The 21,922-nt window shown below is 64.9% G+C and carries 20 protein-coding genes and 2 pseudogenes; 15 read left to right on the forward strand and 7 right to left on the reverse strand.

Annotated elements, in window-relative coordinates; all coding sequences use genetic code 11:
• From BRC58_03100 to BRC58_03140, 9 genes and pseudogenes are all read left to right on the forward strand, one after another.
• Nucleotides 1–135: transposase (locus BRC58_03100; protein ID PSP18608.1), on the forward strand; the 135-nt coding region annotated here is incomplete at its 5' end.
• A gap of 32 nt (nt 136–167) precedes the next feature.
• A pseudogene (locus tag BRC58_03105) lies at nt 168–419 on the forward strand (sugar ABC transporter).
• A 9-nt stretch (nt 420–428) separates the two neighbouring features.
• On the forward strand, nt 429–1,016 hold the full coding sequence (locus BRC58_03110) for a spermidine/putrescine ABC transporter ATP-binding protein (protein PSP18609.1): 588 nt from the start codon (nt 429–431) through the stop codon (nt 1,014–1,016).
• Between the two features lie 143 nt (nt 1,017–1,159).
• On the forward strand, nt 1,160–1,525 hold the full coding sequence (locus tag BRC58_03115; protein PSP18610.1) for a hypothetical protein: 366 nt from the start codon (nt 1,160–1,162) through the stop codon (nt 1,523–1,525).
• Nucleotides 1,526–1,590: 65 nt separating this feature from the next.
• Complete coding sequence (lysS, locus tag BRC58_03120) at nt 1,591–3,306, forward strand: lysine--tRNA ligase (protein PSP18611.1); 1,716 nt, start codon at nt 1,591–1,593, stop codon at nt 3,304–3,306.
• 67 nt (nt 3,307–3,373) lie between these two features.
• Nucleotides 3,374–3,502 (forward strand): annotated as a pseudogene (locus BRC58_03125) (alpha/beta hydrolase).
• A gap of 271 nt (nt 3,503–3,773) precedes the next feature.
• On the forward strand, nt 3,774–5,429 hold the full coding sequence (locus BRC58_03130; protein PSP18612.1) for an ABC transporter substrate-binding protein: 1,656 nt from the start codon (nt 3,774–3,776) through the stop codon (nt 5,427–5,429).
• An 11-nt stretch (nt 5,430–5,440) separates the two neighbouring features.
• A complete protein-coding gene (locus BRC58_03135) occupies nt 5,441–6,448 on the forward strand; it encodes a peptide ABC transporter permease (GenBank protein PSP18613.1) in 1,008 nt (335 codons plus the stop codon).
• 14 nt (nt 6,449–6,462) lie between these two features.
• Nucleotides 6,463–7,323 (forward strand): peptide ABC transporter permease, encoded by an 861-nt coding sequence (locus tag BRC58_03140; GenBank protein PSP18614.1) that lies wholly within the window; start codon nt 6,463–6,465, stop codon nt 7,321–7,323.
• 245 nt (nt 7,324–7,568) lie between these two features.
• Here the strand turns inward: BRC58_03140 and BRC58_03145 are convergent, their stop codons facing one another.
• From BRC58_03145 to BRC58_03155, 3 genes are all read right to left on the reverse strand, one after another.
• Nucleotides 7,569–8,657, reverse strand: coding sequence for an SAM-dependent methyltransferase (locus BRC58_03145; GenBank protein ID PSP18653.1), 1,089 nt, complete (start codon nt 8,655–8,657; stop codon nt 7,569–7,571).
• A gap of 103 nt (nt 8,658–8,760) precedes the next feature.
• Complete coding sequence (locus tag BRC58_03150) at nt 8,761–11,283, reverse strand: ATP-dependent Clp protease ATP-binding subunit ClpC (GenBank protein PSP18615.1); 2,523 nt, start codon at nt 11,281–11,283, stop codon at nt 8,761–8,763.
• Between the two features lie 130 nt (nt 11,284–11,413).
• Nucleotides 11,414–12,028: a ribosomal-protein-alanine N-acetyltransferase RimI gene (locus BRC58_03155; GenBank protein ID PSP18654.1), complete on the reverse strand. Its 615-nt coding sequence runs from the start codon at nt 12,026–12,028 to the stop codon at nt 11,414–11,416.
• A gap of 124 nt (nt 12,029–12,152) precedes the next feature.
• On the opposite strand from BRC58_03155, the gene lysA reads away from it, so the two are divergent.
• Nucleotides 12,153–13,562, forward strand: coding sequence for a diaminopimelate decarboxylase (gene lysA, locus BRC58_03160; protein ID PSP18616.1), 1,410 nt, complete (start codon nt 12,153–12,155; stop codon nt 13,560–13,562).
• A gap of 68 nt (nt 13,563–13,630) precedes the next feature.
• The gene (locus tag BRC58_03165) at nt 13,631–14,563 is read left to right on the forward strand and encodes a TIGR00159 family protein (protein PSP18617.1); all 933 of its coding nucleotides are present in this window, start codon (nt 13,631–13,633) and stop codon (nt 14,561–14,563) included.
• Here the strand turns inward: BRC58_03165 and BRC58_03170 are convergent.
• Together BRC58_03170 and BRC58_03175 are read right to left on the reverse strand one after the other, a co-directional pair.
• On the reverse strand, nt 14,560–14,829 hold the full coding sequence (locus tag BRC58_03170) for a DUF3143 domain-containing protein (protein PSP18655.1): 270 nt from the start codon (nt 14,827–14,829) through the stop codon (nt 14,560–14,562). The genes BRC58_03165 and BRC58_03170 overlap by 4 nt on opposite strands.
• Nucleotides 14,829–15,434: a molecular chaperone DnaJ gene (locus tag BRC58_03175; protein ID PSP18618.1), complete on the reverse strand. Its 606-nt coding sequence runs from the start codon at nt 15,432–15,434 to the stop codon at nt 14,829–14,831. The genes BRC58_03170 and BRC58_03175 overlap by 1 nt, the downstream gene beginning before the upstream one ends.
• 98 nt (nt 15,435–15,532) lie before the next feature.
• On the opposite strand from BRC58_03175, the gene BRC58_03180 reads away from it, so the two are divergent.
• From BRC58_03180 to BRC58_03190, 3 genes are all read left to right on the forward strand, one after another.
• Entirely contained in the window at nt 15,533–16,342 is an 810-nt protein-coding gene (locus BRC58_03180; GenBank protein PSP18619.1) for a glutathione S-transferase, read from the forward strand.
• 84 nt (nt 16,343–16,426) lie between these two features.
• The gene (locus BRC58_03185; GenBank protein PSP18620.1) at nt 16,427–18,145 is read left to right on the forward strand and encodes an ATPase; all 1,719 of its coding nucleotides are present in this window, start codon (nt 16,427–16,429) and stop codon (nt 18,143–18,145) included.
• A 472-nt stretch (nt 18,146–18,617) separates the two neighbouring features.
• A complete protein-coding gene (locus BRC58_03190; GenBank protein ID PSP18621.1) occupies nt 18,618–19,646 on the forward strand; it encodes an RNA polymerase sigma factor, RpoD/SigA family in 1,029 nt (342 codons plus the stop codon).
• Here the strand turns inward: BRC58_03190 and cobO are convergent.
• Nucleotides 19,643–20,260, reverse strand: a complete 618-nt coding sequence (gene cobO / locus BRC58_03195; GenBank protein PSP18622.1) for a cob(I)yrinic acid a,c-diamide adenosyltransferase — start codon at nt 20,258–20,260, stop codon at nt 19,643–19,645. The genes BRC58_03190 and cobO overlap by 4 nt on opposite strands.
• Nucleotides 20,261–20,425: 165 nt before the next feature.
• On the opposite strand from cobO, the gene pgsA reads away from it, so the two are divergent.
• Nucleotides 20,426–20,989, forward strand: a complete 564-nt coding sequence (pgsA, locus tag BRC58_03200; protein ID PSP18623.1) for a CDP-diacylglycerol--glycerol-3-phosphate 3-phosphatidyltransferase — start codon at nt 20,426–20,428, stop codon at nt 20,987–20,989.
• Here pgsA and BRC58_03205 read toward each other — a convergent pair.
• On the reverse strand, nt 20,923–21,870 hold the full coding sequence (locus tag BRC58_03205) for a 3-beta hydroxysteroid dehydrogenase (protein PSP18624.1): 948 nt from the start codon (nt 21,868–21,870) through the stop codon (nt 20,923–20,925). The genes pgsA and BRC58_03205 overlap by 67 nt on opposite strands.
• Nucleotides 21,871–21,922: the final 52 nt, after the last annotated feature.

Consider the following 21,922-nt stretch of genomic DNA (forward strand, 5'->3'; position numbering starts at 1 on the left):
GAGTGCGGCTACACTACCGACCGGGATGTGGCTGCCGCGCAAGTCGTTAGTACCGTTGGGCAGACGGGAAAAATGCTCGCTGAGGGTAAAGGTTCCGGGGAACTGGTACAAGCTAGTTCTAGGGCCTCCCAATGAAGCGAGAATCCCCTTTCTTTAGGAAGGGGAGTGTCAAAACCGGCATTTTGGCCTTTATTTTTTCTTAGAACGAGTTCATTTTTGCGCTTACCTTTATCACCCAAGAGTAGATGAAGACGCTGCCGGTGGGCACCGCGCAACTGGGAGCGACGGCCCTATTCAAGGTTCCCTACGGGCCCATCGCGGCAGCGACTGTCACCGGCACGCTGCCGCTAGTGCTGCTGGTGCTGGTCTTCCAGCGCCGGATCGTGCGCGGCCTGACCGCCGGTGCCGTCAAAGGTTAGGAGCGTGCCATGGCCAAGCTCGAGCTGCGCCAGCTGCAAAAGCAGTACGATCCCCAAACCGTTCCGCTCAAGGAGCTCAACCTGACCGTCGAGGACGGCGAGTTTTTAACCTTTGTCGGGCCCTCGGGGTGCGGTAAGTCAACGCTGCTTCGCACCATTGCCGGTCTGGAGCAGCCCACCCGCGGCGAAGTCGCCATCGGCGGGCGATCAGTCAACCGCTTCCCGCCTGGCAAGCGCAACGTCGCCATGGTCTTTCAGAGCTACGCGCTCTACCCGCACATGACCGTGGGCGAGAACATCAGCTCGCCGCTGCGCATCCGCAAAACCCCCAAGCCCGAGATCGAGCGGCGCGTGCGCGAGGCCATGACTAAACTCAATCTGGATCCGGGGCTGCGCGATCGCCGCCCCAGCCAGCTCTCGGGTGGCCAGCGGCAGCGGGTCGCTGTGGCCCGGGCGCTGGTGCGCGACCCGGACGTATTTTTGCTGGATGAGCCGCTCAGCAACCTGGATGCGCTGCTGCGCGAGCAAGTGCGCGCCGAGCTCAAGCAGATCTTTCAAAACCAGAACAAGCCGGTGGTCTATGTGATACCAATTTGAGCAGCAGATGCACGCCCACCAAAGAACATGACTCCCATATTGAGGGAGTTTCGGGGATCGCGATCTAGTGCATAAACTACGAGTACACCATCTACACGGCACCGGCCAATCGCTTTGTGGCCAGCTTTATCGGCAGCCCGCAGATGAACCTGCTAACGCTCAACTGCCGCGACGGCAAGACCCTCCTGGGCGAGACGCCCGTGCCGCTCCCGGAAGCGGCCCGCGATCGCCCCCAGATCGTGCTGGGCATCCGGCCCGAGGCCCTGCGCCTGGCCCGCGCGGACGACGCCTTGGCCGTAACCGGCGAGCTCTATCTGACCGAGCAGCTGGGCCGGGATCAGCTGGTAAGCTTGCAACTGCCGCGCACGGGCCAAACCCTGCGGGCACTGCTTCCGGCCGAGCGGCGCGAGGCGGGCGAGGCGCTCGAGCTGGCCCTGCCCGACCGGGCGCTGCACTGGTTCGATGTTGAAACGGGCGAGCGCCTCAACGCGGCGCCGCAGGCCGCCTGAGCGGCGAGGTCCCCAGTTGGGATCCGATAGAATCAGACGGGCTGCCCGAATGCCCGGACGCTGTTATGCCCGCCGATCACGCCGACGACAGCACTGCGACGTTAGAGAGCATCCGCGCCACGCGCCGCGAGAAAGCCCAGAAGCTGCAGGCCGTTGGCCTCGAGGCCTACGCCTACCGCTGGGAGCCCACCCACCGCGCTGCCGAGCTGCAGGCTCGCTACGCCGATTTGCCCGCCGGCGCCGAGAGCGAGGCCGAGACTGTGGCAGTGGCCGGGCGCATCATGGCGCGCCGCGTGTTCGGCAAGCTGGCCTTTTTTGAGCTGCAAGATGCCAGCGGGACCATCCAGCTCTATCTGGACAAACAACGCATTGCGGCGGGCATGGCCGAGGTGCCGGAGGCCTTCGACCACCTCAAAAAGCTCACCGATACCGGCGACATTCTGGGCGCGTGCGGCACGCTCAAGCGCACCGACAAGGGCGAGCTCTCGGTCCATGTCGATCGCTACGCCGTTTTGACCAAATCCTTGCTGCCGCTGCCAGACAAACGGCATGGCCTGACCGATACCGAAAAGCGCTACCGGCAGCGCTATGTCGACCTTATTGTCAACCCCAAGGTCCGCGAGACCTTCCGCCAGCGCGCGCGCACGATCTCGGCCATCCGGCGCTATCTGGAAGCGCAGGGCTTTATTGAGGTCGAGACACCGGTGCTGCAGGTGCGGCCCGGCGGCGCCGACGCGCGCCCGTTCGAGACCTACCACAATGCGCTTGAGATGGATCTCTACCTGCGCGTGGCCACCGAGCTCCACCTCAAGCGCCTGGTGGTGGGCGGTTTCGAGCGCGTATTCGAGCTGGGGCGCGTTTTTCGCAACGAAGGCATCTCCACGCGCCACAACCCCGAGTTCAGCTCCCTGGAGCTGTATCAGGCCTATGCCGATTACACCGACATGATGGCGCTGACCGAGGATCTGGTCGCTGCCGTGGCGCGCGAGGTGCTGGGCACGCTGCAGGTCAGCTACCAGGGCCAAACTATCGATTTGAGTCCCCCCTGGCAGCGGGTAACTATGCAGGAAGCCGTGCGCGCCCAGACGGGGGTCGATTTTTGGCAATTGCCAGATCCCGACGCGGCGCAAGCGGCTGCCCGCGAGGCCGGCATCGCGCTCTCGCCCGAGTGCGACACGGTGGGCAAGGTGCTCAACGAGGCCTTCGAGCAAGCCGTCGAGCCCACGCTGATCCAGCCCACGCTGGTGACGGACTTCCCCGTCGAGATTTCGCCGCTGGCCAAGCCGCACCGCAGCCAGCCTGGCTTGGTGGAGCGCTTCGAGCTGTTTGTCGGCGGGCGCGAGATTGCCAACAGTTTCTCCGAGCTCACCGATCCCATCGACCAGCGGCAGCGCCTGGAGCGGCAGGCGGCACTCAAAGCGGCCGGCGATCCCACTGCCCACGGGCCCGATGAAGACTTCCTGGCAGCGCTGGAGTACGGCCTGCCCCCCACTGGCGGCCTGGGCATTGGCCTGGACCGCCTAGTCATGCTGCTGGCCGATCTCACCAGCATCCGCGACGTGATCGCCTTTCCGCTGCTGCGCAGCCACGGCCTGGTACCGCACGCTTTCGACTACGACCGCGAGCACCAAACGCTGCAGGTCACCTTCGATAGCGGCCGCACCTACGCCTACCACGCCGTGCCGGCCGGGGCCTACGACGGGCTGCAGCAAGCGGACTCGGCTGGCGACTACTTCAACGCCCACATCCGCGGCCGCTACCGCTGCGAGCGCATCCGCTAGCGTGCGCGGCCGCAGCGGGCAACCGGCGTAGCTGGATCGGGCGCAGTTGCCGTTCCGGAGCCGCTGGATGGCACTGCAGGGGCACGCGCTGCACTACCTGGATGAAGGCAGCGGCCCGCCGCTGCTGCTGCTGCACGGCAATCCCACCTGGAGCTTTCTCTATCGCCAACTCATCCGGTACCTGCGCGATCGCTGCTGGCCGGCCGGTTCTGGCCGCGGTGTGGCGCCATCTGGACTGCCTGACGGGCAAGCCCAGCCTGCTGCTGTGGGGCGAGCGGGATCCGGCCTTCGGGCGCGCTTACCGGCAGCGCTTGGCGCGGGCGACGGTGGTACCGCTGCCTGGTGCTGGCCACTTCAGCCCCGAGGATGCCCCAGCTGCGATCGCCACAGCGCTGGCGGACTGGCATGCTGGGGGCACTAGTGGGCGCTAGCAGCGACGGCCATCGGCGCCCACGGACAAAATCGCCATGCAGTACCAGCGACACTGGCGGCGGTGGGGCCTGCTGGCAGCTGCCGTTGCCCTGGCCGTGGGCCTGCTCAACTGCAGCGGCAACCCCAATGGCAGCGGCGAGCGCACCGCCTCCACGCCCCCCAACACCTTGGTCTACGGCTCGGGCGGCGAACCTGTCAGCCTCGAGTCGGGCAACATCACCGATGGCAACTCCATCATCGTGCAGAACCAAATCTACAACCGCCTGATCGAGTTCGAGCCCGGTACTACCGAGCTCCGGCCGGGCCTGGCAACGGACTGGCAGGCGGCCGCTGGCGGTCGGGAATGGACCCTAACCCTGCGCCAGGGCGTGCGCTTCCACGACGGCACTCCGCTCAATGCCGAGGCGGTCCAATTCAACCTCGAGCGCTGGTGGGACCCCGAGCACCCGCACGGCTACCGCGACGCCGGCAAAGGGTACGAGCCCTGGGCCTACCTGTTCGGCGGCTTTAAGGGGGACCCCGATTCGCTGGTCCGAGACATTACCGTCACCGGATCCCATACCCTCCGGATCGCGCTCAGCCAGCCGTTTGCAGCCTTCCCTGACGCTCTGGCATCAGGGTATTTTGGCATTGCCAGCCCCAGCGCCATTCGCCAAGCGGGCGCCGATTACAGCACGCCCACGGCACCGGCGGTGGGAACAGGGCCGTTCCAGTTGGACGCGTGGCGCAGCGGCGATCGCGTCGAGCTCAGCGCCCATCCCGACTACTGGCGCGACGGCCTGCCCCGGACCGAGCAGCTCGTCATCCGCTTTGTCAGCGATCCGGCCGCCCGCTTGGCCGAGCTCCGGGCCGGGGCCTTGGACCTAACGGTCGATTTCGCCCCGGACCAGCGCAGTGCCCTGGAGCGCAGCGAGCGCCTGGATCCGGTCCTGCGGCCGGCATTCAATGTGGGCTATCTGGCGCTCAACCCCAGCCACGAGCCGCTGGCCCAGCCCCAGGTCCGGCGCGTGATCGCGGCGGCCCTCGACCGCGAGGCCATCGTCGAGGCCTTTTGGCAGGGGTTGGGGACCGCCGACGCCCACTTTACGCCCCCCGCGCTCGACTGGGCGCAATCGCCCCAAGTCTCGGGCTACGGCAGCGACACCCAGCGCGCCCGGCAGGCGCTCGCCCGGGCGGGTTACCCGGACGGGTTCGAGCTCAACCTCTGGTACATGCCCGTCTCGCGCCCCTACTACCCCACACCCAAGCCCATCGCTGAAGCCTTTGCCGCCGAGCTCAGCGACATTGGCATCGAGGTCAATCTCCAAACCAAAGACTGGGCCGCCTACCTCAGCGATCGCAACCAGGATCCGGGCTTCCAGGCCTTCATGCTGGGCTGGAGCGGCGACTACGGCGATCCGGATAACTTTTACTACCCCCACTTTGGCCCCACCGGCACCGACGACCTAGGCGACTGGCAAAACGAACGCGTGGTGGAGCTGCTGGAGCGAGCGCGCCGCGTGCAGGCGCGCGAGGAGCGCGCCCAGCTGTACGCCCAGGTGAACGAGATCCTGTTTGAGGAGGCCGTGCGCATTCCGGTGGTCCACGCCCAGCCGCTGCTGGGCAAGCGCGCCAACATCACGGGCTGGGATCCTAGCCCGGTGGGCGCAGAGTCGCTCGAGCGCGTCCGCAAAACCGCCGGCACCTCGTAATTGCCTCGCCCATGCTGCGGTACCTGCTTCGGCGCTTGCTGGATCTGATCCCGGTGCTGCTGGGCGTAGCGCTGTTGATGTTTGGGTTTTTGCACTTAACGCCCGGCGATCCGGCCACTGTGCTGTTGGGCGAGCAGGCCACGCCCGCGCGCGTGGCGGCGCTGCGCGAGCAGCTGGGCCTGGATCGCCCGCTGCCGGTGCAGTTCGTGGCCTTTCTGGGCCGAATCCTGCGCGGGGAGCTGGGGACCAGCATTGAGACTGGGTTGCCCGTGGCGCAGGGCATCGCGCAGCGCTGGCCGGCCACCTTCGAGCTGGCGGCCGCTGCCATGCTCGTGGCGGTTGGTTTGGGCATTCCGGCCGGCGTACTGGCCGCTGCCTACCAGAACCGCGCTTGGGACCAGCTCACTATGACCGGATCGCTGTTGGGCGTTTCCATGCCCGTCTACTGGCTGGGGCTGCTTCTGGTGTACGCGTTTGCGGTCAAGCTCAACTGGCTCCCGCCCAGCGGGCGCCTGGGCCTCGAGCGGGCGGCGTTTGAGACCCCCACCGGCTTTTACGTGTTGGACGCGCTCTGGCAGCGCGATGGGCTGCTGCTGCGCGATGCGCTCGCCCATCTGGTGCTGCCCGCCCTGACCCTGGGTACGATCCCGCTGGCCATCCTGGCCCGGATCGCGCGCTCGGCCACCCTAGAGGCCCTCAACCAGGACTACATCCGCACAGCGCGGGCTAAGGAGCTGCGCGAGTCGCTGGTGCTAGGGCGGCACGCGCTGCGCAACGCGCTGCTGCCGGTGGTAACCGTGGCCGGGCTGCAGTTCGGCACGCTGCTGGGCGGCGCCATCCTCACCGAGACCATTTTTTCCTGGCCGGGGTTGGGAAGTTGGATCTACGAGGCCATCCTGGCGCGGGACTACCCGGTCGTTCAGGGCGGGACCTTGGTAGTCGCCGTCGCCTTCGTGACGCTCAACCTGCTGGTCGATATTAGCTACACGCTGCTCGACCCGCGCATCCGGCAGCGCTGAGCGAGGCAGCCGTCATGGCAAGCACCGCACGACCGACGCTGGCGGCGCTGCGCGCAGGCATGCGGCAGTTGTGGCGATCGCCGGCCGGGCGCGTGGGGCTGGTGCTGGTGGGAGCGCTGGTGGGACTAGCCCTGCTGGCTCCCGTGCTGCAGCCGTTCGAGCCCGAGACGGCGCGCAACTATGCGGCGCGGTTGGAGCCGCCCAGCGGCCGGCACTGGTTCGGCACCGACAGTTTGGGGCGGGACGTGCTGACGCTGGTGTGGTATGGGGTGCGCACCTCGCTGCTGATGGGGCCGCTCTCGGTGGCGCTGGGCCTAGTCGCTGGCACGCTGCTGGGGCTAATTGCAGGCTACTTCCGCGGCGCCATCGAGGTAGTAGTGGGCTGGCTCACCGATATCCTGCTGGCCTTTCCGGCGATCCTGCTGGCGATCACCATTGTGACGCTGGCCGGCCCGAGCTTGGCCGGTGCCATGGTTGCGGTGGGTGTGGTGCAGGTGCCCATTTTCATTCGGCTGACGCGCAGCATGGTGCTCTCGCTGCGCGAGCGCGAGTTTGTGGTGGCCGCTCGGGCCCAGGGCGCTGGCTCGGCGCGCGTTCTGTTTCGGCACCTGCTGCCGGCCAGCTTGGGGCCTATCGTGGTGCAGGCCACGCTCTCGGTGGGAACGGCGACGCTGGAAGCCGCCGGCCTGGGCTTTTTGGGGCTGGGCGCGCAACCGCCCACCCCGGAGGTGGGCACGATGCTGGCCGATGCCTTCCGCGGGGGCTACGCCCTCTCGGCCCCTTGGACCATGCTGTTTCCCGGCGCTTTCATTACCGCCATCGTGCTGGCGTTCAACCTGTTGGGAGACGGCCTGCGCGACATGCTGGATCCGTGATCGCGACCGCAGTAGCATTACCGCAAGTTCGGCCTTTTATTTGTTATGATTAAAAAAAATTAACAATCTGGGCGAGGTGGGGCGATGCCACGTCTTGGGGTTTGGTACCTGCTCGTTGCCGCCTGGATCACAGCAGAGCTGCAGCTGGTGGGCCTGGCAGCCATCAAGCAAACGCCGCTGTCGCTGGCAAGCGTGGCGATTGGCGCCGTGCTGCTGGCTATGACGGCGGCCCTCAAGCCCCACGGTTAGGCTGCTGCCGGCTTGCGCGCCACCCAGTACTTGCTGACAAAGTGCGAGCTCGTGCCGAGCAGCTCAAAGCCGGCTTGCGCCAGGCGCGCCTCAATACTGTCGTGGATGTAGTGCCGGTAGTAGGGCTCGTGCAGTAGGACGGGGAAGTTCTCCAACATGGGATTGAGCGCCGGCACGTCATCGAGCTGCAGGGAGTCGCAGAGCACGAATGCGCCCCCCGGGCGGGTAATGCGGCATGCCTCATCCAGCGCGCGCTGGCGGGCGGGCGCCGGCAGCTCGTGCAGCGTAAAAACGCAGCTGACGCCGTGGAAGCGATCGCTAGGGCAGGGCAGGGCCTCTAGGTTGGCGGCCAGCAGCCGCGGTTGCTCGCCCGGTTGGGCAGCGAGCCGCTCGCGGGCCTTGCGCAGGTAGCTCCGGGAGAGATCTATCCCCCACAGGGCTGCTTGCGGGAAGGCGGCGCGCAAAAACTGCAGTGTGCGCCCCGTACCGCAGGCCAGATCGGCCAAACGGCGGGGCTGCTGCGGCGCGGCCAACGCTTGCTGCATTGGCGTCAGGATGCGCCGGCGCATGGCATCGGCGGTGCCGTTAAAAAAGAGCTCCACTTGCAGGTCGTACAAGCGCGCCGACAGCTCGCTGAGGTAGCCATCGGTCTGGTGGTGAAAGTTTTGCAGGTAGTAGTCGGGGTAGCCGCTGGTGTCGATCTCGGGGGCAAATTCGCGGTGGCGGGCCGCCTGGATGCGCTGCCAAGCGCGCATGGCATCCCACCAGAATGTGGGATAGTCGCGCAGCCACTCCGGCCAAGGAGCTTCAAACAGCAGGCTTTGCGGGTAAACGCCGCGCTGCGCGTCCTGCCAGTCTTGGGCTAGCAGCCGCCCGCGCCGCTGCTGCAGTTGCTGCTGCCCGGCTGCCGATAGCGGCTTCGTCGGCTGATCGGCCTGGGGCGCCAGCAACCGTTTCAACTGCGAGGTCGCGCGCTTGTGCGCCAGGCTGAGGCCGCCTCGCAGTTGCTGGATGGCGTAGTAAGCGCCGGCGTTGAGCGGATCGAGCGGGGTCGGGAACGGCTCGCGCTTGGCAATGGCAGGCATGGCGGGGGTTCTATTGGCCGACATACCGGCATCTAGGCAAGCGACGAGTAACCTCCCGTAGGGACCACTAGATGGCCCCTACAGCTAGCACGCTCCGGTTTCGTTACTGCGCCGTTTGCGGCGTCAGCTCTTGTCCCTCGCCGCGATCGCTGCTGGGCAGAACCTGAACGTTGCCCTCCTCGTCCAGATCGACCAATGCCTTGTCTCCTTCCGAGAGGCGGCCGGAGAGCATTTCCTCGGCCAAGACATCTTCCAGCAAGCGCATGATGGCGCGGCGCAGCGGGCGCGCCCCGTAGCTGGGGCTGTACCCTTCCTCCACCAACCGATCGCGGAACCGCTCGCTAACCTCGAGCGAGATGTTCTGCTCGGTCAGCCGCGAGAAGATCTCGCGCAGCAGAATTTCGGCAATGGATTTGACCTCGTCGCGCGTGAGCTGGCGGAAGACGATGATCTCGTCCAGCCGATTGAGAAACTCCGGCCGGAAGTACTGCTTGAGTTCCTCGTTAACCAGGGTGCGAATGCGCTGGTACTGCGACTCGGCTTGATCCTCGTTGAGCTCGAAGCCCAGGCCGCCGCCCCCTTTTTCGATCACCTGCGAGCCGACGTTGGAGGTCATGATCAGCATGGTGTTTTTGAAATCCACCACGCGCCCTTTGGCGTCGGTGAGGCGACCGTCTTCCAGGATCTGCAGCAGCGTGTTGAACACATCGGGGTGGGCCTTTTCGATCTCATCGAACAGCACCACCGTGTAGGGGCGCCGGCGGACGGCTTCGGTTAGCTGGCCGCCCTCGCTGTAGCCCACGTAGCCCGGTGGGGAGCCGATGAGCTTGGAGACCGTGTGGCGCTCCATGAACTCGGACATATCGAGGCGAACCATCGCCTCCTCCGAGCCAAAGAAGTAAGCGGCCAGCGCTTTGGTTAGCTCGGTTTTTCCCACCCCTGTCGGCCCCGAGAACACGAAGCTGGCAATGGGGCGATTGGGGTTTTTGAGCCCGACGCGCGCCCGTCGGATCGCCCGCGAGACTGCCTTGACGGCTTCTTCTTGACCGATCAGGCGGTCGTGGAGCGTATCCTCCATGTTGAGCAGTTTCTCGGACTCGGTCTCGGTGAGCTTGTTCACCGGGACCCCCGTCCAAGACGAGACGATTTGGGCGATTTCCTCTTCATTGACCACGGGGAGATTGCCCGCTTCGCTCTCGCTACTTTCGGCGTCGCTATCGCCATCGCCCTGGGCATCTCCATCCCCTTTGTTGGCCGATGCCAGCGAGCGAATCTTGGCTTTGATTTCCATTTCGCGATCGCGCAGCTCCCCAGCCTTGTCGAAATCTTGGGCCCGCACGGCCTCATCCTTCTGTTTGAGGATTTGGCGCAGCTCGCGATCCAGCTCCTTGGCCGCGGGCGGCAGCTGCGAGTTGATCAGGCGCACCCGCGAACCGGCCTCGTCGATCAAATCGATGGCTTTGTCCGGCAGGTAGCGATCCGAGATGTAACGATCCGAGAGCTTGGCAGCTGCTTCGAGGGCTTCATCGGTGATTTTGAGCTTGTGGTGCTGCTCGTAGCGATCGCGCAGCCCGTGGAGGATTTCGCTAGTTTCTTCTACCGAGGGCTCGCCTACGGTGATGGGTTGAAAGCGCCGCTCTAGCGCAGCGTCCCGCTCGATGTGCTTGCGGTATTCATCCAGGGTTGTGGCGCCGATGCACTGCAGCTCGCCGCGGGCCAAGGCGGGCTTGAGAATGTTGGCCGCGTCGATGGCGCCTTCCGCAGCGCCAGCCCCGATGAGCGTATGGACCTCATCGACCACCAGGATGATGTTGCCGGCCTGGCGGATCTCATCCATGATTTTTTTCAGGCGTTCCTCGAACTCGCCCCGGTACTTGGTGCCGGCAACCAGCAAGCCAATATCGAGGGTGACGACGCGCTTGTCTTCCAAGATGTCGGGCACGTCGTTGTTAATGATGCGCTGGGCCAGGCCTTCGGCAATGGCGGTTTTGCCCACCCCCGGCTCGCCGATGAGGACGGGATTATTTTTGGTGCGGCGCCCCAAGATTTGAATGACGCGCTCGATCTCCTGCTGGCGGCCCACAACCGGATCGAGCTTGCTCTCCTGCGCCATTTGGGTCAGATTGGAGCCAAACTCATCCAGGGTGGGCGTTTTGGTTTTGCCTTGGGGGCTGCCGGTGGATACCTCGGCCGATTCGCCCAGCATCCGGATCGCTTGGGTGCGGACCTTGGACAGATCTACGCCCAGATTCTCCAGCACGCGGGCGGCTACGCCTTCGCCTTCCCGAATCAGGCCTAACAGCAGGTGCTCGGTGCCGATGTAGTTGTGGCCCAGTTGGCGGGCTTCTTCCAGCGAGAGTTCCAAAACGCGCTTGGCCCGCGGCGTAAACGGAATCTCAACTGCCACAAAGCCCGAGCCGCGCCCGATGATTTTTTCGACTTCAATGCGGGCATCTTTGAGGTTGACGCCCATGGACTTGAGCACTTTGGCAGCAACGCCAGTGCCCTCGCCGATCAGGCCCAACAGGATCTGTTCGGTACCGACAAAATTATGTCCCAGGCGGCGCGCTTCCTCCTGGGCCAGCATGATTACTTTAATAGCTTTCTCGGTGAAGCGTTCGAACATGACCTACTTCCATCACCTGCTGAATGCCCTTGTAAAAGCAATCCTAGCACAGGTGTCTTGTCCCGCTTTTGCCCCGGAATCGGCAGTTGGTGGGGAGGCTGGCGAACGGGTGCGACCGCACCGGGTGCAGCTAGGGGCCATCCCAGGCCGGGACCGCCGCCCGATCGCGCTCGTCGCAGAAGGCCCAGCCTGCCCGAGCTAGGCGGCGCTGCAGGGCCGCTTGCTGCCGCTGCAACCACGCCGCCAGGGTGGGCTCGTCCAAGCCGCGCAACCACAGCACCGTGGCATCCTCGATTGGGTCCGTGTAGTAGTTGCGCCGCTGCCCGAGCGCTACAAAACCGAACTGCCGGTACAGCCCGATGGCTGCGCCGTTGGAGGCGCGAACTTCCAGGCTGGCTCGCTCGAGCTGGCGCGCGATCGCGGCTTGCAACAGGGCCCCTAACAGCAACTGCCCCAGCCCTTGCCTCCGGCACTCGGGGCGCACGCCCAAAACAGTGATGTGAGCCTCCTCCAGAATCGACCACAAGCATCCCAACCCCAGGGCCCGCTCGAGCGGAACGCGCGCGCGGCAATCCCGCTCGGCTAGCAACAGCAGCGTACTGTTGGGGCTGGCCAGCTCGCGCGCGTACCCCTGGCGGTTCCACAGGCCGCCCAAGCACAGCCGATCTAGCGCCAGAAGCTGCTCCAGATCCGCTGGCGCTGCCGGTTTGAGCCGCAAAACCCGAGCCGGCCTGTTGCGAGGCATGACAGCAGTGCTTGGGGCCGGTTCGCCTCTATAGTAGGGTGGTGGCTCGGGCATCGCGGCCGCCTGGGCGGCAGTGGCGCCGCCTGCCAGCGAGCCCGGTTCGCCCCACCTGCCTGGTTCGACCATGATTTCGACTTCTGCCGCTGCCGGTACTTCGGGCCTGCAATACCTGCCCTCGGGCGAGGGGTCGCCCAACCAACAGCTGCTGCCGCTAACAGCGCGGGCCAACGCGCGCGATCGCCTCGAGATTGGCGGTTGCGAGGTGACTGTGCTGGTGCAGCAGTTCGGATCGCCGCTCTACATCCTGGACGAGCGTACGCTGCGGAAAGCTTGCCGCCAGTACCGCGACAGCCTGGCGCAGTACTATCCAGGCGAGTCGCAAGTTCTCTATGCCTCCAAAGCCTGGAGCAGTCTGGCGGTCGCGCGCCTGGTGGCCCAGGAAGGCTTGGGCATTGACGTTGCCTCCGGCGGCGAGCTGCATACCGCCCTGCAAGCGGGTCTGGAGCCGGGGAACATCTACCTGCACGGCAACAACAAATCCCGCGCCGAGCTCCAGCAGGCGCTGGACGCCGGGACCACTGTGGTAGCCGACAACTGGCAGGAGCTACACCAGCTGGACCAGCTCGCCAGCGATCGCGGCACGCCCGTCCCGCTGCTGCTGCGCGTGACGCCCGGCATTGAGTGCCACACGCACGACTACATCCGTACCGGCCACCTCGATAGCAAATTCGGCTTCGATCCCAGTCAGCTGGAGGCCGTTTACCGCTTTGTGGCCGCCTGCCCCCAGCTCGATTGCAAAGGCGTTCACGCCCACATCGGCTCCCAGATCTTCGAGTTGCAACCGCACCGGGATCTGGCAGCGGTGCTGGTCGAGTGCTTGCAGCAGGCCGCGGCCTTCGGGCTCGCCCCGCGCGAGCTCAACCTGGGCGGCGGTTTGGGCATTCGCTACACCGAGGCCGACGATCCGCCCGCGATTGTCGCTTGGTGTGAGGCCGTTGCCCGGGCAACGGCCGAGGCCTGCCACGCGCGCGAGGTTCCGCTGCCGCGCTTGCTAATCGAGCCGGGCCGCTCGGCCATTGGGCCGGCCGGCATCACGGCTTACACAGTGGGCAGTCGCAAAGTCGTTCCCGAGACGCGCACCTACATCGCCGTCGATGGCGGCATGTCCGATAACACCCGCCCCATCACCTACGAGTCGGTCTATCGCTGCCTGATTGCCGACCGAATGTCGGCCGCGGCCAGCGAGACCGCAACCGTTGCAGGCAAGCACTGCGAATCCGGCGACATCCTGATTCGGGATGCCGAGCTACCAGCGCCGGCAGCTGGCGACACCCTGGTGGTGATGGCAACCGGCGCCTACGCCTACAGCATGGCTTCCAACTACAACCGCCTGCCCCGGCCGGCGGCCGTGCTGGTTGCCGATGGCGACGCAGCGCTCATTGTCGAGCGCGAGCGCTATGCCGACCTCCTTGCGCGCGATCGCGTGCCGGCGCGGCTGGAGGACCCGCAGTCGGCCGCTACAATCGGGACATAGGGTATTTCTATTTCCTGCCCCAACGCTCGCCCCAGCTGCGGCGCTGACTGACCGATTCCACCTCCGCAATGCCTCCCGCGGCCTCGCCCGACGATCCCAGTAGTTGGTCCTTTTGGCTGACCTACGGGCTCGACATTGGGCTGGTCCTGGCGCTGGCTTACGGCTTGTTGCTCGTCATTGGCGAGCGCCGCACCCTCTGGATGGTGCGCGGCGCGTTTGCACTGCTGGTGGGCCTGCGCTTGGCAGCTATGGGCAGCAGCTGGCTGGGCCTGGCCGTGTTGCCCTTCGTGCTAGATAAGCTCGTTTTGGCCACCATCGTCGCCATGGCGCTGATGTTCCAATCCGAGCTCCGCTACTTTTTGGAGCAGTTGGGGCGCGGCGAACTCGCTTCGGTGTTTCCCAGCTCGCGGCGCCCCAACGCACAGCCCAACAGCGCGTTCGAAGAAATCGTTAGCGCCATCAAAGACCTATCCCAACACCGGACGGGCGCGTTGGTCATCCTAGAAACCAGCGGCGCGATCGATAAGCGCGATTTTTCCGTTCCGGGGGTGCCCATCAACGCCGAAGTCTCCAAGGAGCTGCTGCAGAGCATCTTTCAAACCACCTCCCGACTGCACGATGGCGCCACCCTCATCCGCGGCTACCGCATCGTTTCGGCCGGTATCATCCTGCCGCTGTCAGAGCGGGCGGCCTCGCGGCAGCTGGGAACCCGCCATCGGGCCGCTATGGGGATCACCGAGCGCGTCGCCAACTGCCTCTGCATCGTCGTTTCGGAAGAAACAGGCGCCATCTCGCTGGCCGAAAAGGGCACGCTCTACCGCCCGCTGACCCGCAGCAAGCTCAAAGAGCTGCTCGAGACCAAACTGGCAGCTCCCGGCGATCGCGATGCCGTTGCCGGCGGCCTGAACCGCCTGCGGCGCCGCGTGGGCTCCGATCGCCTGTTACGGCGCCGCAAGCGGGCCTCCTCGCCCCCGTCCTCGGGCAGACAAAGCGGCAGTTAGGGGCCGGCAAAAATCGCCGCTTCCACATCCGCGCGGCTGAGCGAGTATTGAAATGAGCGCTCGGTGCTGCTGCCGCCTGTGGTGGGCTCGTAGCGCACGGCCAGGACCTCCACCTCCAAACGCAGCTCGGCCTGCCAGCCATTGCCCTGCCAGTACCAGCGGTGGCGTCCCTGGCGATCCTGCTGGCAGCCTAGCTCGCCCAGCCACTGCTCCAGCGCCGGCAAGGCATGGTCGTAGAGGGGAGTATCGGCTGAGGGTAACTCCATCAGTTGCGTTGCCATAGGGACTGGGCCGGCAGCGTTAGCTGGACGCTCGCTTGGGCGCTGCCCGCATCGCTGCGCAGTTGGGGCATTTGCAGGACGGCCTCCCCGCGCGTGAGGCCCAACCCAATCGCCAGCAACAGGCAGCCCAAAAACGCCACGCCCAAAACGAACAACACAAAGACCTCGCCTGCCGACAGCGGCCGCTCGGTGGCTTCCAGATAGGCAGGCGAGCCTTGCGGGCGCTGCCCCGCTCGGCCCCGGGCGCGATCGAAATGCGGCGGGGACTGGATGACTGGGGCGCGCGCGTAGCCGATTTGCAAGTCGTATCGCCGCCGCCGCTCGGGATTGCTCAGGGTGGCGTAAGCTTGATTCAGCTGCCGGAATTTAGCGTTGGCCGTCTCCAGCGGCAGGTGGGTGGTATCGGGATGGTAGCGCTTGCTCAGCGCCCGATAGGCGCGTCGGATCTCGATGGCCGAGGCCGCCGGGTGGAGGCCCAACTCGCCGTAATAAGTACGCGCGAACTGAGGCGGCGTCCCGCTCGTGCGCCGGGCATTGGCGGTGGCCTGCTCGTCGCTCACAGGCTGAATCGCTTGAGCGCTTGCATTCATTTTAACCGGGCGCGACCGGCGCGCATGCCCTCTCTCGCGCCATCCGGCGCGTTAGGCTGGGCAAAACTTGATTCGGATCCGCGTTTGGGGATAGGGGCATGCTAGAGCTGTACCAATTTGAACTGTCGCACTATTCAGAGAAAGTCCGCTTTCTGCTCGACTTTAAGGGCTTGGACTACCGCAAGGTAGAGGTCACCCCTAGCATCGGGCAGATGGAGGTGTTCCAGCTCTCGGGTCAATCGGCCGTGCCGGTGCTCAAAGATGGCGAGACGGTGGTGGCCGACTCAACCGAGATTGCCCGATACCTGGAGCGGCAGTATCCTGAACCCGCTGCTATTCCCAGCGCGCCGCGCGAGCGCGGCCTGTGCTGGCTGATGGAGGAGTGGGCGGACGAGTCGATCGGGCTCAAAGGCCGTCGGGCCCTAATCGGCGCGCTCAATCAAAACCAAAACTTGCGCGCTTCGCTGCTGCCGGACCAAACCCCCGATGCCTTCAAAACGCTGGTTAGCGCCGTTCCGCCCGAGCTGTTGGATGTGCTGGGCGCCGGCGTTGGGGTCGGCGGCAATGCGCTCAAAGAGGCGCAAAGCGGCATCGAGCAGGACTTGGAAGCCCTCAGCTTGCTGTTGGAGGCCCAACCGTATCTGGTTGCCGAGACGCCCACGCTTGCCGACTTTGCCGTTGCCGGGCTGAGTGCTGTCATCAAGTTCCCGTCCCAGGCGTATCTCGAGCTCCCCGCCGATCTGGCCGATCGCGGCATCCCGGGACTAGCGGACAATCCGGCTTACGCGCGCTTTTTCGAGTGGCGCGATCGACTCTATCACGACTACCGCCGGCCGCGGGTCCCCAGCACGCCGGGCACTGGCGGGAGCGCCAACGGCGACTCACCCACCTTGATCGCTATTGAGTGACGCGCCCTGCTACCAGCGCAGGGGCTGACAGCGCTGCACCGGCATGCCCTAAAATTCGGCCATTAAGGCAGGCTCGCATCGACCATGACTGAGACGGACGGCGCCCGTTCTGCCCAAACGCTGGGATCCGTTATTGAGGGCTCGCTAACGCAGGGATTGGTCGTTCGGCTGCATCCCGATGTCTCGGTCGAGACCATGCGAGTGGGCAAATTTTTGGTGGTGGAAGGAGCGCGATCGCGCTTTTTCTGCATGCTGACCGACGTTGCACTGGGGACTGCCAGCCCCCGCATTGCAGCCGATCCGCCTCATCCGGACGATGACTTTTTGCGCGAGGTCCTCGCTGGCAGCAGCACCTACGGCACGCTCGAGCTGGCCCCCATGCTGATGTTCACCCCCGAAGGCAACCAGGCTACCGAGGACAGCGGCAATGGCGCCCTGGCCTCCTATCAGCCCCAGACCGACAGCGACATTGCCCTACAGCCGGTCAAAACCATCCCCCGCCACTTCAGCCAGGTCTACGAGGCCAGCGAGCGCGACTTTCGGGCTGTCTTTGGTTGGGAGGACGACCCGCATCGCCGCAACTTCTCGGTGGGCCAACCGCTGGATATGGACGTGCCCATCTGCCTGGATCTGGATGCCTTTGTCGAGCGCAGCAACGGCGTTTTTGGCAAATCGGGGACGGGCAAATCGTTCCTGACGCGCATGCTGCTCTCGGGCATCATCCAGCGGCGCGCAGCGGTCAATCTAATCTTCGACATGCACTCGGAATACGGCTGGGAAGCTGTCAGCGAGGGGCAGCAGTTCAGTACGGTCAAAGGCCTGCGCCAGCTGTTTCCCGGGCAGGTGGAGATCTACACCCTCGATCCCGAATCGACCCAGCGCCGCGGCGTCCGGGACGCCCAAGAGCTCTATCTCAGCTACAACCAAATCGATATTGAGGACCTGCGGCTGGTCAGCCAGGAGCTGGGTCTCTCCGAAGCCAGCATCGACAACGCCAACCTGCTGCGCTCTGAGTTTGGCGATGGCTGGATCCTGCAGCTGCTCAACATGAGCAACGACGACATCCAGGCTTTTTGCGAGGAAAAGCAGGGCCACAAAGGCGCGATCGCGGCACTGCAGCGCAAGCTCGCCCGCTTGGAGCAGCTCAACTACATTCGCTCGGCCTGCCCCCACGACTACGTCGATCGCATCTTGCAGTCGTTGGATGCGGGCAAGCACGTGGTGGTGGAGTTTGGCTCGCAGTCCAACATGCTCTCCTACATGCTGGCGACCAACATCATCACGCGCCGCATCCACGCCTCCTACGTCAAAAAATCGGAGCAGTTCCTGCAGTCCAAGGATTCCCAGAAGCGCCCGCGCCAGCTCGCCATCACCATTGAGGAAGCCCACCGCTTTCTGGACCCTGGCACCGTGCAGCAGACGATTTTTGGCACCATCGCGCGCGAGATGCGCAAGTACTTCGTCACGCTGCTGGTGGTGGATCAGCGCCCCTCTCGCATCGACACCGAAGTCATGTCCCAGCTCGGGACGCGCGTGACCTGCTTGCTCAACGACGAAAAGGACATCGATGCCATTTTTACCGGTGTCTCGGGCGCGCAGAACTTGCGCTCGGTTTTGGCCAAGCTCGAGTCCAAGCAGCAGGCGCTCATTTTGGGCCACGCCGTGCCCATGCCGGTGGTCGTGCGGACCCGCCCCTACGACGAGACCTTCTACGCCCAAATAGGCGAAACGGACTGGGCAGCGGCAGATGATGCCTCTGTCTTTGCTGCCGCGCAGCAAGCCAAAAGCGAGCTGGGCTTCTAGCGGGCGCTGCGGCTGCGGCGATTGCGGCCCGAGGTTCGGCTAACCGTATCGGCCGCTACGCTTTTTTAAAAAATACTAAGCCATTATAGATACAGGCGCGCGGTCGCTCAGGCCATGGACTGCGCTGGTGTACCAAACGGCTAGCTCGCTGTTTGCTGCTTGAGGGGCAACCGCCCCCAGTGGCACCCGGGAACCCGCTGCCCTTTACGGGGGTCGCTCTGTGTAGTAAGATTAAAGAACGAATTCATAACGAGTTCGTATAGAGGTCTCTCCCCACCGCGGGTAGCCCGCCGCCTGCAGCCGCATCCGCCAGCCTCAAAGCGCTTGGGGATGTGCCCGGCGGCCAACTAGCTCTCTCCTGCGCTCGATGCAGCTGCCGCCAACGACCCTCTAGCCTAGCAACAACGCGCCTCCTCAACTCAGGTACTTCAGCAATTAGCTGTCGCTTGCGAACGAAGTCACTGCCATAGCAATGCCCACCGCCAAAGCCGATCCGAACCCCAATCTTGATCGCGAAACGAGCAACCCTACCAACACTAGCGAAGACAAGCCCATGTTCTCGGCCGACATGGTGCGCACCTACCTGCACGAGATCGGCCGAGTCCCGCTGCTAACGCACGAGCAAGAGATCGTCTACGGCAAGCAGGTGCAAAAGCTGATGGGCTTGCTGGAGCAAAAAGACACCCTCGCCGAGGAGCTCGGCCGCGAGCCCAGCCGCCCGGAGTGGGCCGAGCGGGCTCAGCTCAGCACTGAGGAGCTCGAAGACGCGCTGCAGCAAGGCAACCGCGCCAAGCGCAAGATGATCGAAGCCAACTTGCGCTTGGTGGTGGCGATCGCCAAAAAGTACCAAAAGCGCAACATGGAGTTCCTAGATCTGATCCAGGAAGGCACGCTGGGGCTAGAGCGCGGCGTGGAGAAATTCGATCCCACCCGGGGCTACAAGTTCTCCACCTACGCCTACTGGTGGATCCGGCAGGCCATTACCCGCGCCATTGCCCAGCAGGCGCGCTCCATCCGGCTGCCCATCCACATCACCGAGAAACTGAACAAAATCAAAAAGGTCCAGCGCGAGCTGGCCCAAAAGCTCGGGCGCAACGCCACCCCCGCCGAGATTGCCGAGGAGCTCGACCTCGAGCCCGCCCAGATCCGGGAGTACCTCAGCATTGCCCGGCAGCCCATCTCGCTCGATGTGCGCGTGGGCGACAACCAAGATACGGAACTCTCGGACCTGCTGGAGGATGACGAGAACTCGCCCGACTCCTACATCACCCAGGAGTCGATGCGGCAAGACCTCGACAGCTTGCTCTCGGAGCTAACCCCCCAGCAGCGCGAGGTGCTGTCGCTGCGGTTCGGGCTCAAAGACGGCAACGAACTCTCGCTGGCCAAGGTGGGGCAGCAGCTCAACCTCAGCCGCGAGCGCGTGCGCCAGCTCGAGCACCAGGCCCTGGCACAGCTGCGCAAGCGGCGGGCCAACATCCAGGAGTACATCGCGGCCAGCTAATACTCGATCCCGGCTTGGGCTTTAACGCCCTGCTCGTGGAACGGGTGCTTGGTCAGCTTCATCTCGGTGACCAGGTCGGCGCGATCAATGAGGGCCTGCGGGGCACTGCGGCCGGTCAAGATGGCGTGAGAGCCTGCCGGTTTGCCCGCCAGCGCCGCCTCGACTTGCTCCACGGACAAGTACCCCAGCTTGAGGGCAACGTTGACCTCATCCAGCAAGACGAGCCGGTAGTTGGCATCGCTCAGGTAGCGCTCGGCCTGGGCCCAGGCGGCCTGGGCTTTTTCGGTGTCCCGCTCGCGATCTTGGGTCTCCCAGCTAAAGCCCTCGCCCATGGCATGAAAGGCCAGGCGGTCCTGCCACTGGCTCAAAACGGCTTTTTCCGCGGGCTCCCAGGCGCCCTTGATGAACTGGACGATCGCCACGCGATAGCCGTGGCCCAGCGATCGCACCACCATGCCCAGCGCCGCCGTGGTTTTGCCCTTGCCGTCACCGGTGTGAACGACGATCAGCCCCTTCTCGCGCGTGCGCTCGCTCAGGCGCTGCTGCTGAACTACTTTGCGCCGCTGCATCTTTTGCCGGTGCCGTTCCGGATCCGGGGATGAGTCAGCCGCCATGGCAGCCCCTTTGCGAGCAAACGCTACTATTCTGCCTAGCGTGCCACCTCATTGCAAAACCCGCGATGGCGCAGTGACTGCTTGGCCGACAACCCCCTCACGGTGCTGCAAGGGGACATTCCCCAGCAGCGCGTGGCGTCGAGGTCCGCATACCTAGCTTGCCCTATGAACTTGCCCACGTGGATTACGCTCTCGCGCCTGCTGGGCCTGCCCGTGATTTTGGGGGTCCTGTACGCACCCAGCCCCCCGGCCCGATGGTTGGGCGTGGCCGTCTTTTTGCTGGCCGCGAGCACCGACTGGCTGGATGGCTACCTGGCCCGCCAGCGGGGCGAGGTGACCGCCCTGGGCAAGTTCCTGGATCCGTTAGTGGACAAGCTGCTGGTGTTGGGGCCGCTGGCAGTTCTGGTGGAGCTAGGGGCCATCCCGGGATGGGGCCTGTTTTTGATGGTGGGGCGCGAGCTGGCGATCGCTGGCTGGCGCGTCGACCCCCAGTTGGGTGCCCAAGGCGCCATCACCGGCGCCAGCACCTGGGGCAAGCTCAAAACCGTCAGCCAGATCGCCGCAGTCGCGCTGCTGATGGCCCCGCTGCCGCCCGCGTGGGACGGCATCGCCCAGGCTGCCTTCTGGCTGGCGGTGGGCCTAACCCTCATCTCGGGTGGCCTTTACTGGGCGGCGCCCGCCTGGGCTAGGATGCGCTCATCGAGCGAGAAATCCACCTCGGCCTCGTGACGCCGCGAGGCCAGGTAGTCGTTTTGGAACGAGTCCTTGAGCCCCGAGAGCAGATCGAAGCGCGGCGCCCAATCCAGCAGCTGGGTAGCTTTGCCAATGTCGGCGCAAAAGTGCTGCACCCGCAGCGGGAACGCCTTGCGCTTGCCAAAATCGAATTGGTCCGGGTTGTAGTGCACCAGCTCGAGCTGCTCGGGGGCCTTGCCGGCCGCCCGCGCGCAGGTGCGAGCGAGGCCATCGAAGGTGACGTAGCGCTCGCCCGAGACGTTGAGTACCTCGCCAGCGGCGCGATCGCTGCTTAGGGCCGCGACCATGGCCTCGGCCAGGTCCCGCACGTGGCCCAGCTGGGTGACGTGCAGGCCGTTGCCCGGAATGGGAACGGGGCGATCACGCACGATGTGATCGAAGAACCAGGCTTCAACGTCGTTGTAGTTTTGCGGCCCGTAGATGTAGGTGGGCCGAACCGAGGTCCAGGGAATCCCGGCTTGCTCGCAGTAGGCTTCGGTGTCGTATTTGCCCTTGTGGCGGCTGTTGGGATCGATGGGGTCGCCCTCGCGGTAGGGGAGCTGGTCCGAGGCCTGATAGACCCCCGCCGAGCTGACGAACACGTAGCGCTGCACCCGATCTTTGAACAGATCGATTAGCGGTTGCGTGTCGCTGAGCTCGCGGCCGTTGTTGTCAAAAATGGCATCGAATGGCTCGTTGGCCAGTTGCTGCTGCAGCTGCGAGGCGTCCCGGCGATCACCCTGAATTTGACGCACGTTCTCAACCGGCGGCGCGTTGCGGCCGCGGTTGAACAGCGTCACCTCGTGGCCGCGCTCCACCAGCAGCTGCGTTAGATAAACGCCGATAAATCGCGTTCCGCCCACAATCAAAATCCGCATGGCTGCGCTCCTTACGGCTGCTACCCGTTCGATGGGTCCATTTTCTCAAGCA

It is taken from the genome of Cyanobacteria bacterium QS_8_64_29, assembly GCA_003022125.1.
Taxonomy (GTDB): Bacteria; Cyanobacteriota; Cyanobacteriia; order Cyanobacteriales; family Rubidibacteraceae; genus QS-8-64-29.

Excerpts from the sequence above, each read along its gene's own strand:
- BRC58_03110 (PSP18609.1), top strand. The coding sequence starts at position 429 with ATGGCCAAGCTCGAGCTGCGCCAGCTGCAAAAGCAGTACGATCCCCAA.
- BRC58_03115 (PSP18610.1), top strand. The coding sequence starts at position 1,160 with ATGAACCTGCTAACGCTCAACTGCCGCGACGGCAAGACCCTCCTGGGC.
- lysS (PSP18611.1), top strand. The coding sequence starts at position 1,591 with ATGCCCGCCGATCACGCCGACGACAGCACTGCGACGTTAGAGAGCATC.
- BRC58_03130 (PSP18612.1), top strand. The coding sequence starts at position 3,774 with ATGCAGTACCAGCGACACTGGCGGCGGTGGGGCCTGCTGGCAGCTGCC.
- BRC58_03135 (PSP18613.1), top strand. The coding sequence starts at position 5,441 with ATGCTGCGGTACCTGCTTCGGCGCTTGCTGGATCTGATCCCGGTGCTG.
- BRC58_03140 (PSP18614.1), top strand. The coding sequence starts at position 6,463 with ATGGCAAGCACCGCACGACCGACGCTGGCGGCGCTGCGCGCAGGCATG.
- BRC58_03145 (PSP18653.1), bottom strand. The coding sequence starts at position 8,657 with ATGCCTGCCATTGCCAAGCGCGAGCCGTTCCCGACCCCGCTCGATCCG.
- BRC58_03150 (PSP18615.1), bottom strand. The coding sequence starts at position 11,283 with ATGTTCGAACGCTTCACCGAGAAAGCTATTAAAGTAATCATGCTGGCC.
- BRC58_03155 (PSP18654.1), bottom strand. The coding sequence starts at position 12,028 with ATGCCTCGCAACAGGCCGGCTCGGGTTTTGCGGCTCAAACCGGCAGCG.
- lysA (PSP18616.1), top strand. The coding sequence starts at position 12,153 with ATGATTTCGACTTCTGCCGCTGCCGGTACTTCGGGCCTGCAATACCTG.
- BRC58_03165 (PSP18617.1), top strand. The coding sequence starts at position 13,631 with ATGCCTCCCGCGGCCTCGCCCGACGATCCCAGTAGTTGGTCCTTTTGG.
- BRC58_03170 (PSP18655.1), bottom strand. The coding sequence starts at position 14,829 with ATGGAGTTACCCTCAGCCGATACTCCCCTCTACGACCATGCCTTGCCG.
- BRC58_03175 (PSP18618.1), bottom strand. The coding sequence starts at position 15,434 with ATGAATGCAAGCGCTCAAGCGATTCAGCCTGTGAGCGACGAGCAGGCC.
- BRC58_03180 (PSP18619.1), top strand. The coding sequence starts at position 15,533 with ATGCTAGAGCTGTACCAATTTGAACTGTCGCACTATTCAGAGAAAGTC.
- BRC58_03185 (PSP18620.1), top strand. The coding sequence starts at position 16,427 with ATGACTGAGACGGACGGCGCCCGTTCTGCCCAAACGCTGGGATCCGTT.
- BRC58_03190 (PSP18621.1), top strand. The coding sequence starts at position 18,618 with ATGCCCACCGCCAAAGCCGATCCGAACCCCAATCTTGATCGCGAAACG.
- cobO (PSP18622.1), bottom strand. The coding sequence starts at position 20,260 with ATGGCGGCTGACTCATCCCCGGATCCGGAACGGCACCGGCAAAAGATG.
- pgsA (PSP18623.1), top strand. The coding sequence starts at position 20,426 with ATGAACTTGCCCACGTGGATTACGCTCTCGCGCCTGCTGGGCCTGCCC.
- BRC58_03205 (PSP18624.1), bottom strand. The coding sequence starts at position 21,870 with ATGCGGATTTTGATTGTGGGCGGAACGCGATTTATCGGCGTTTATCTA.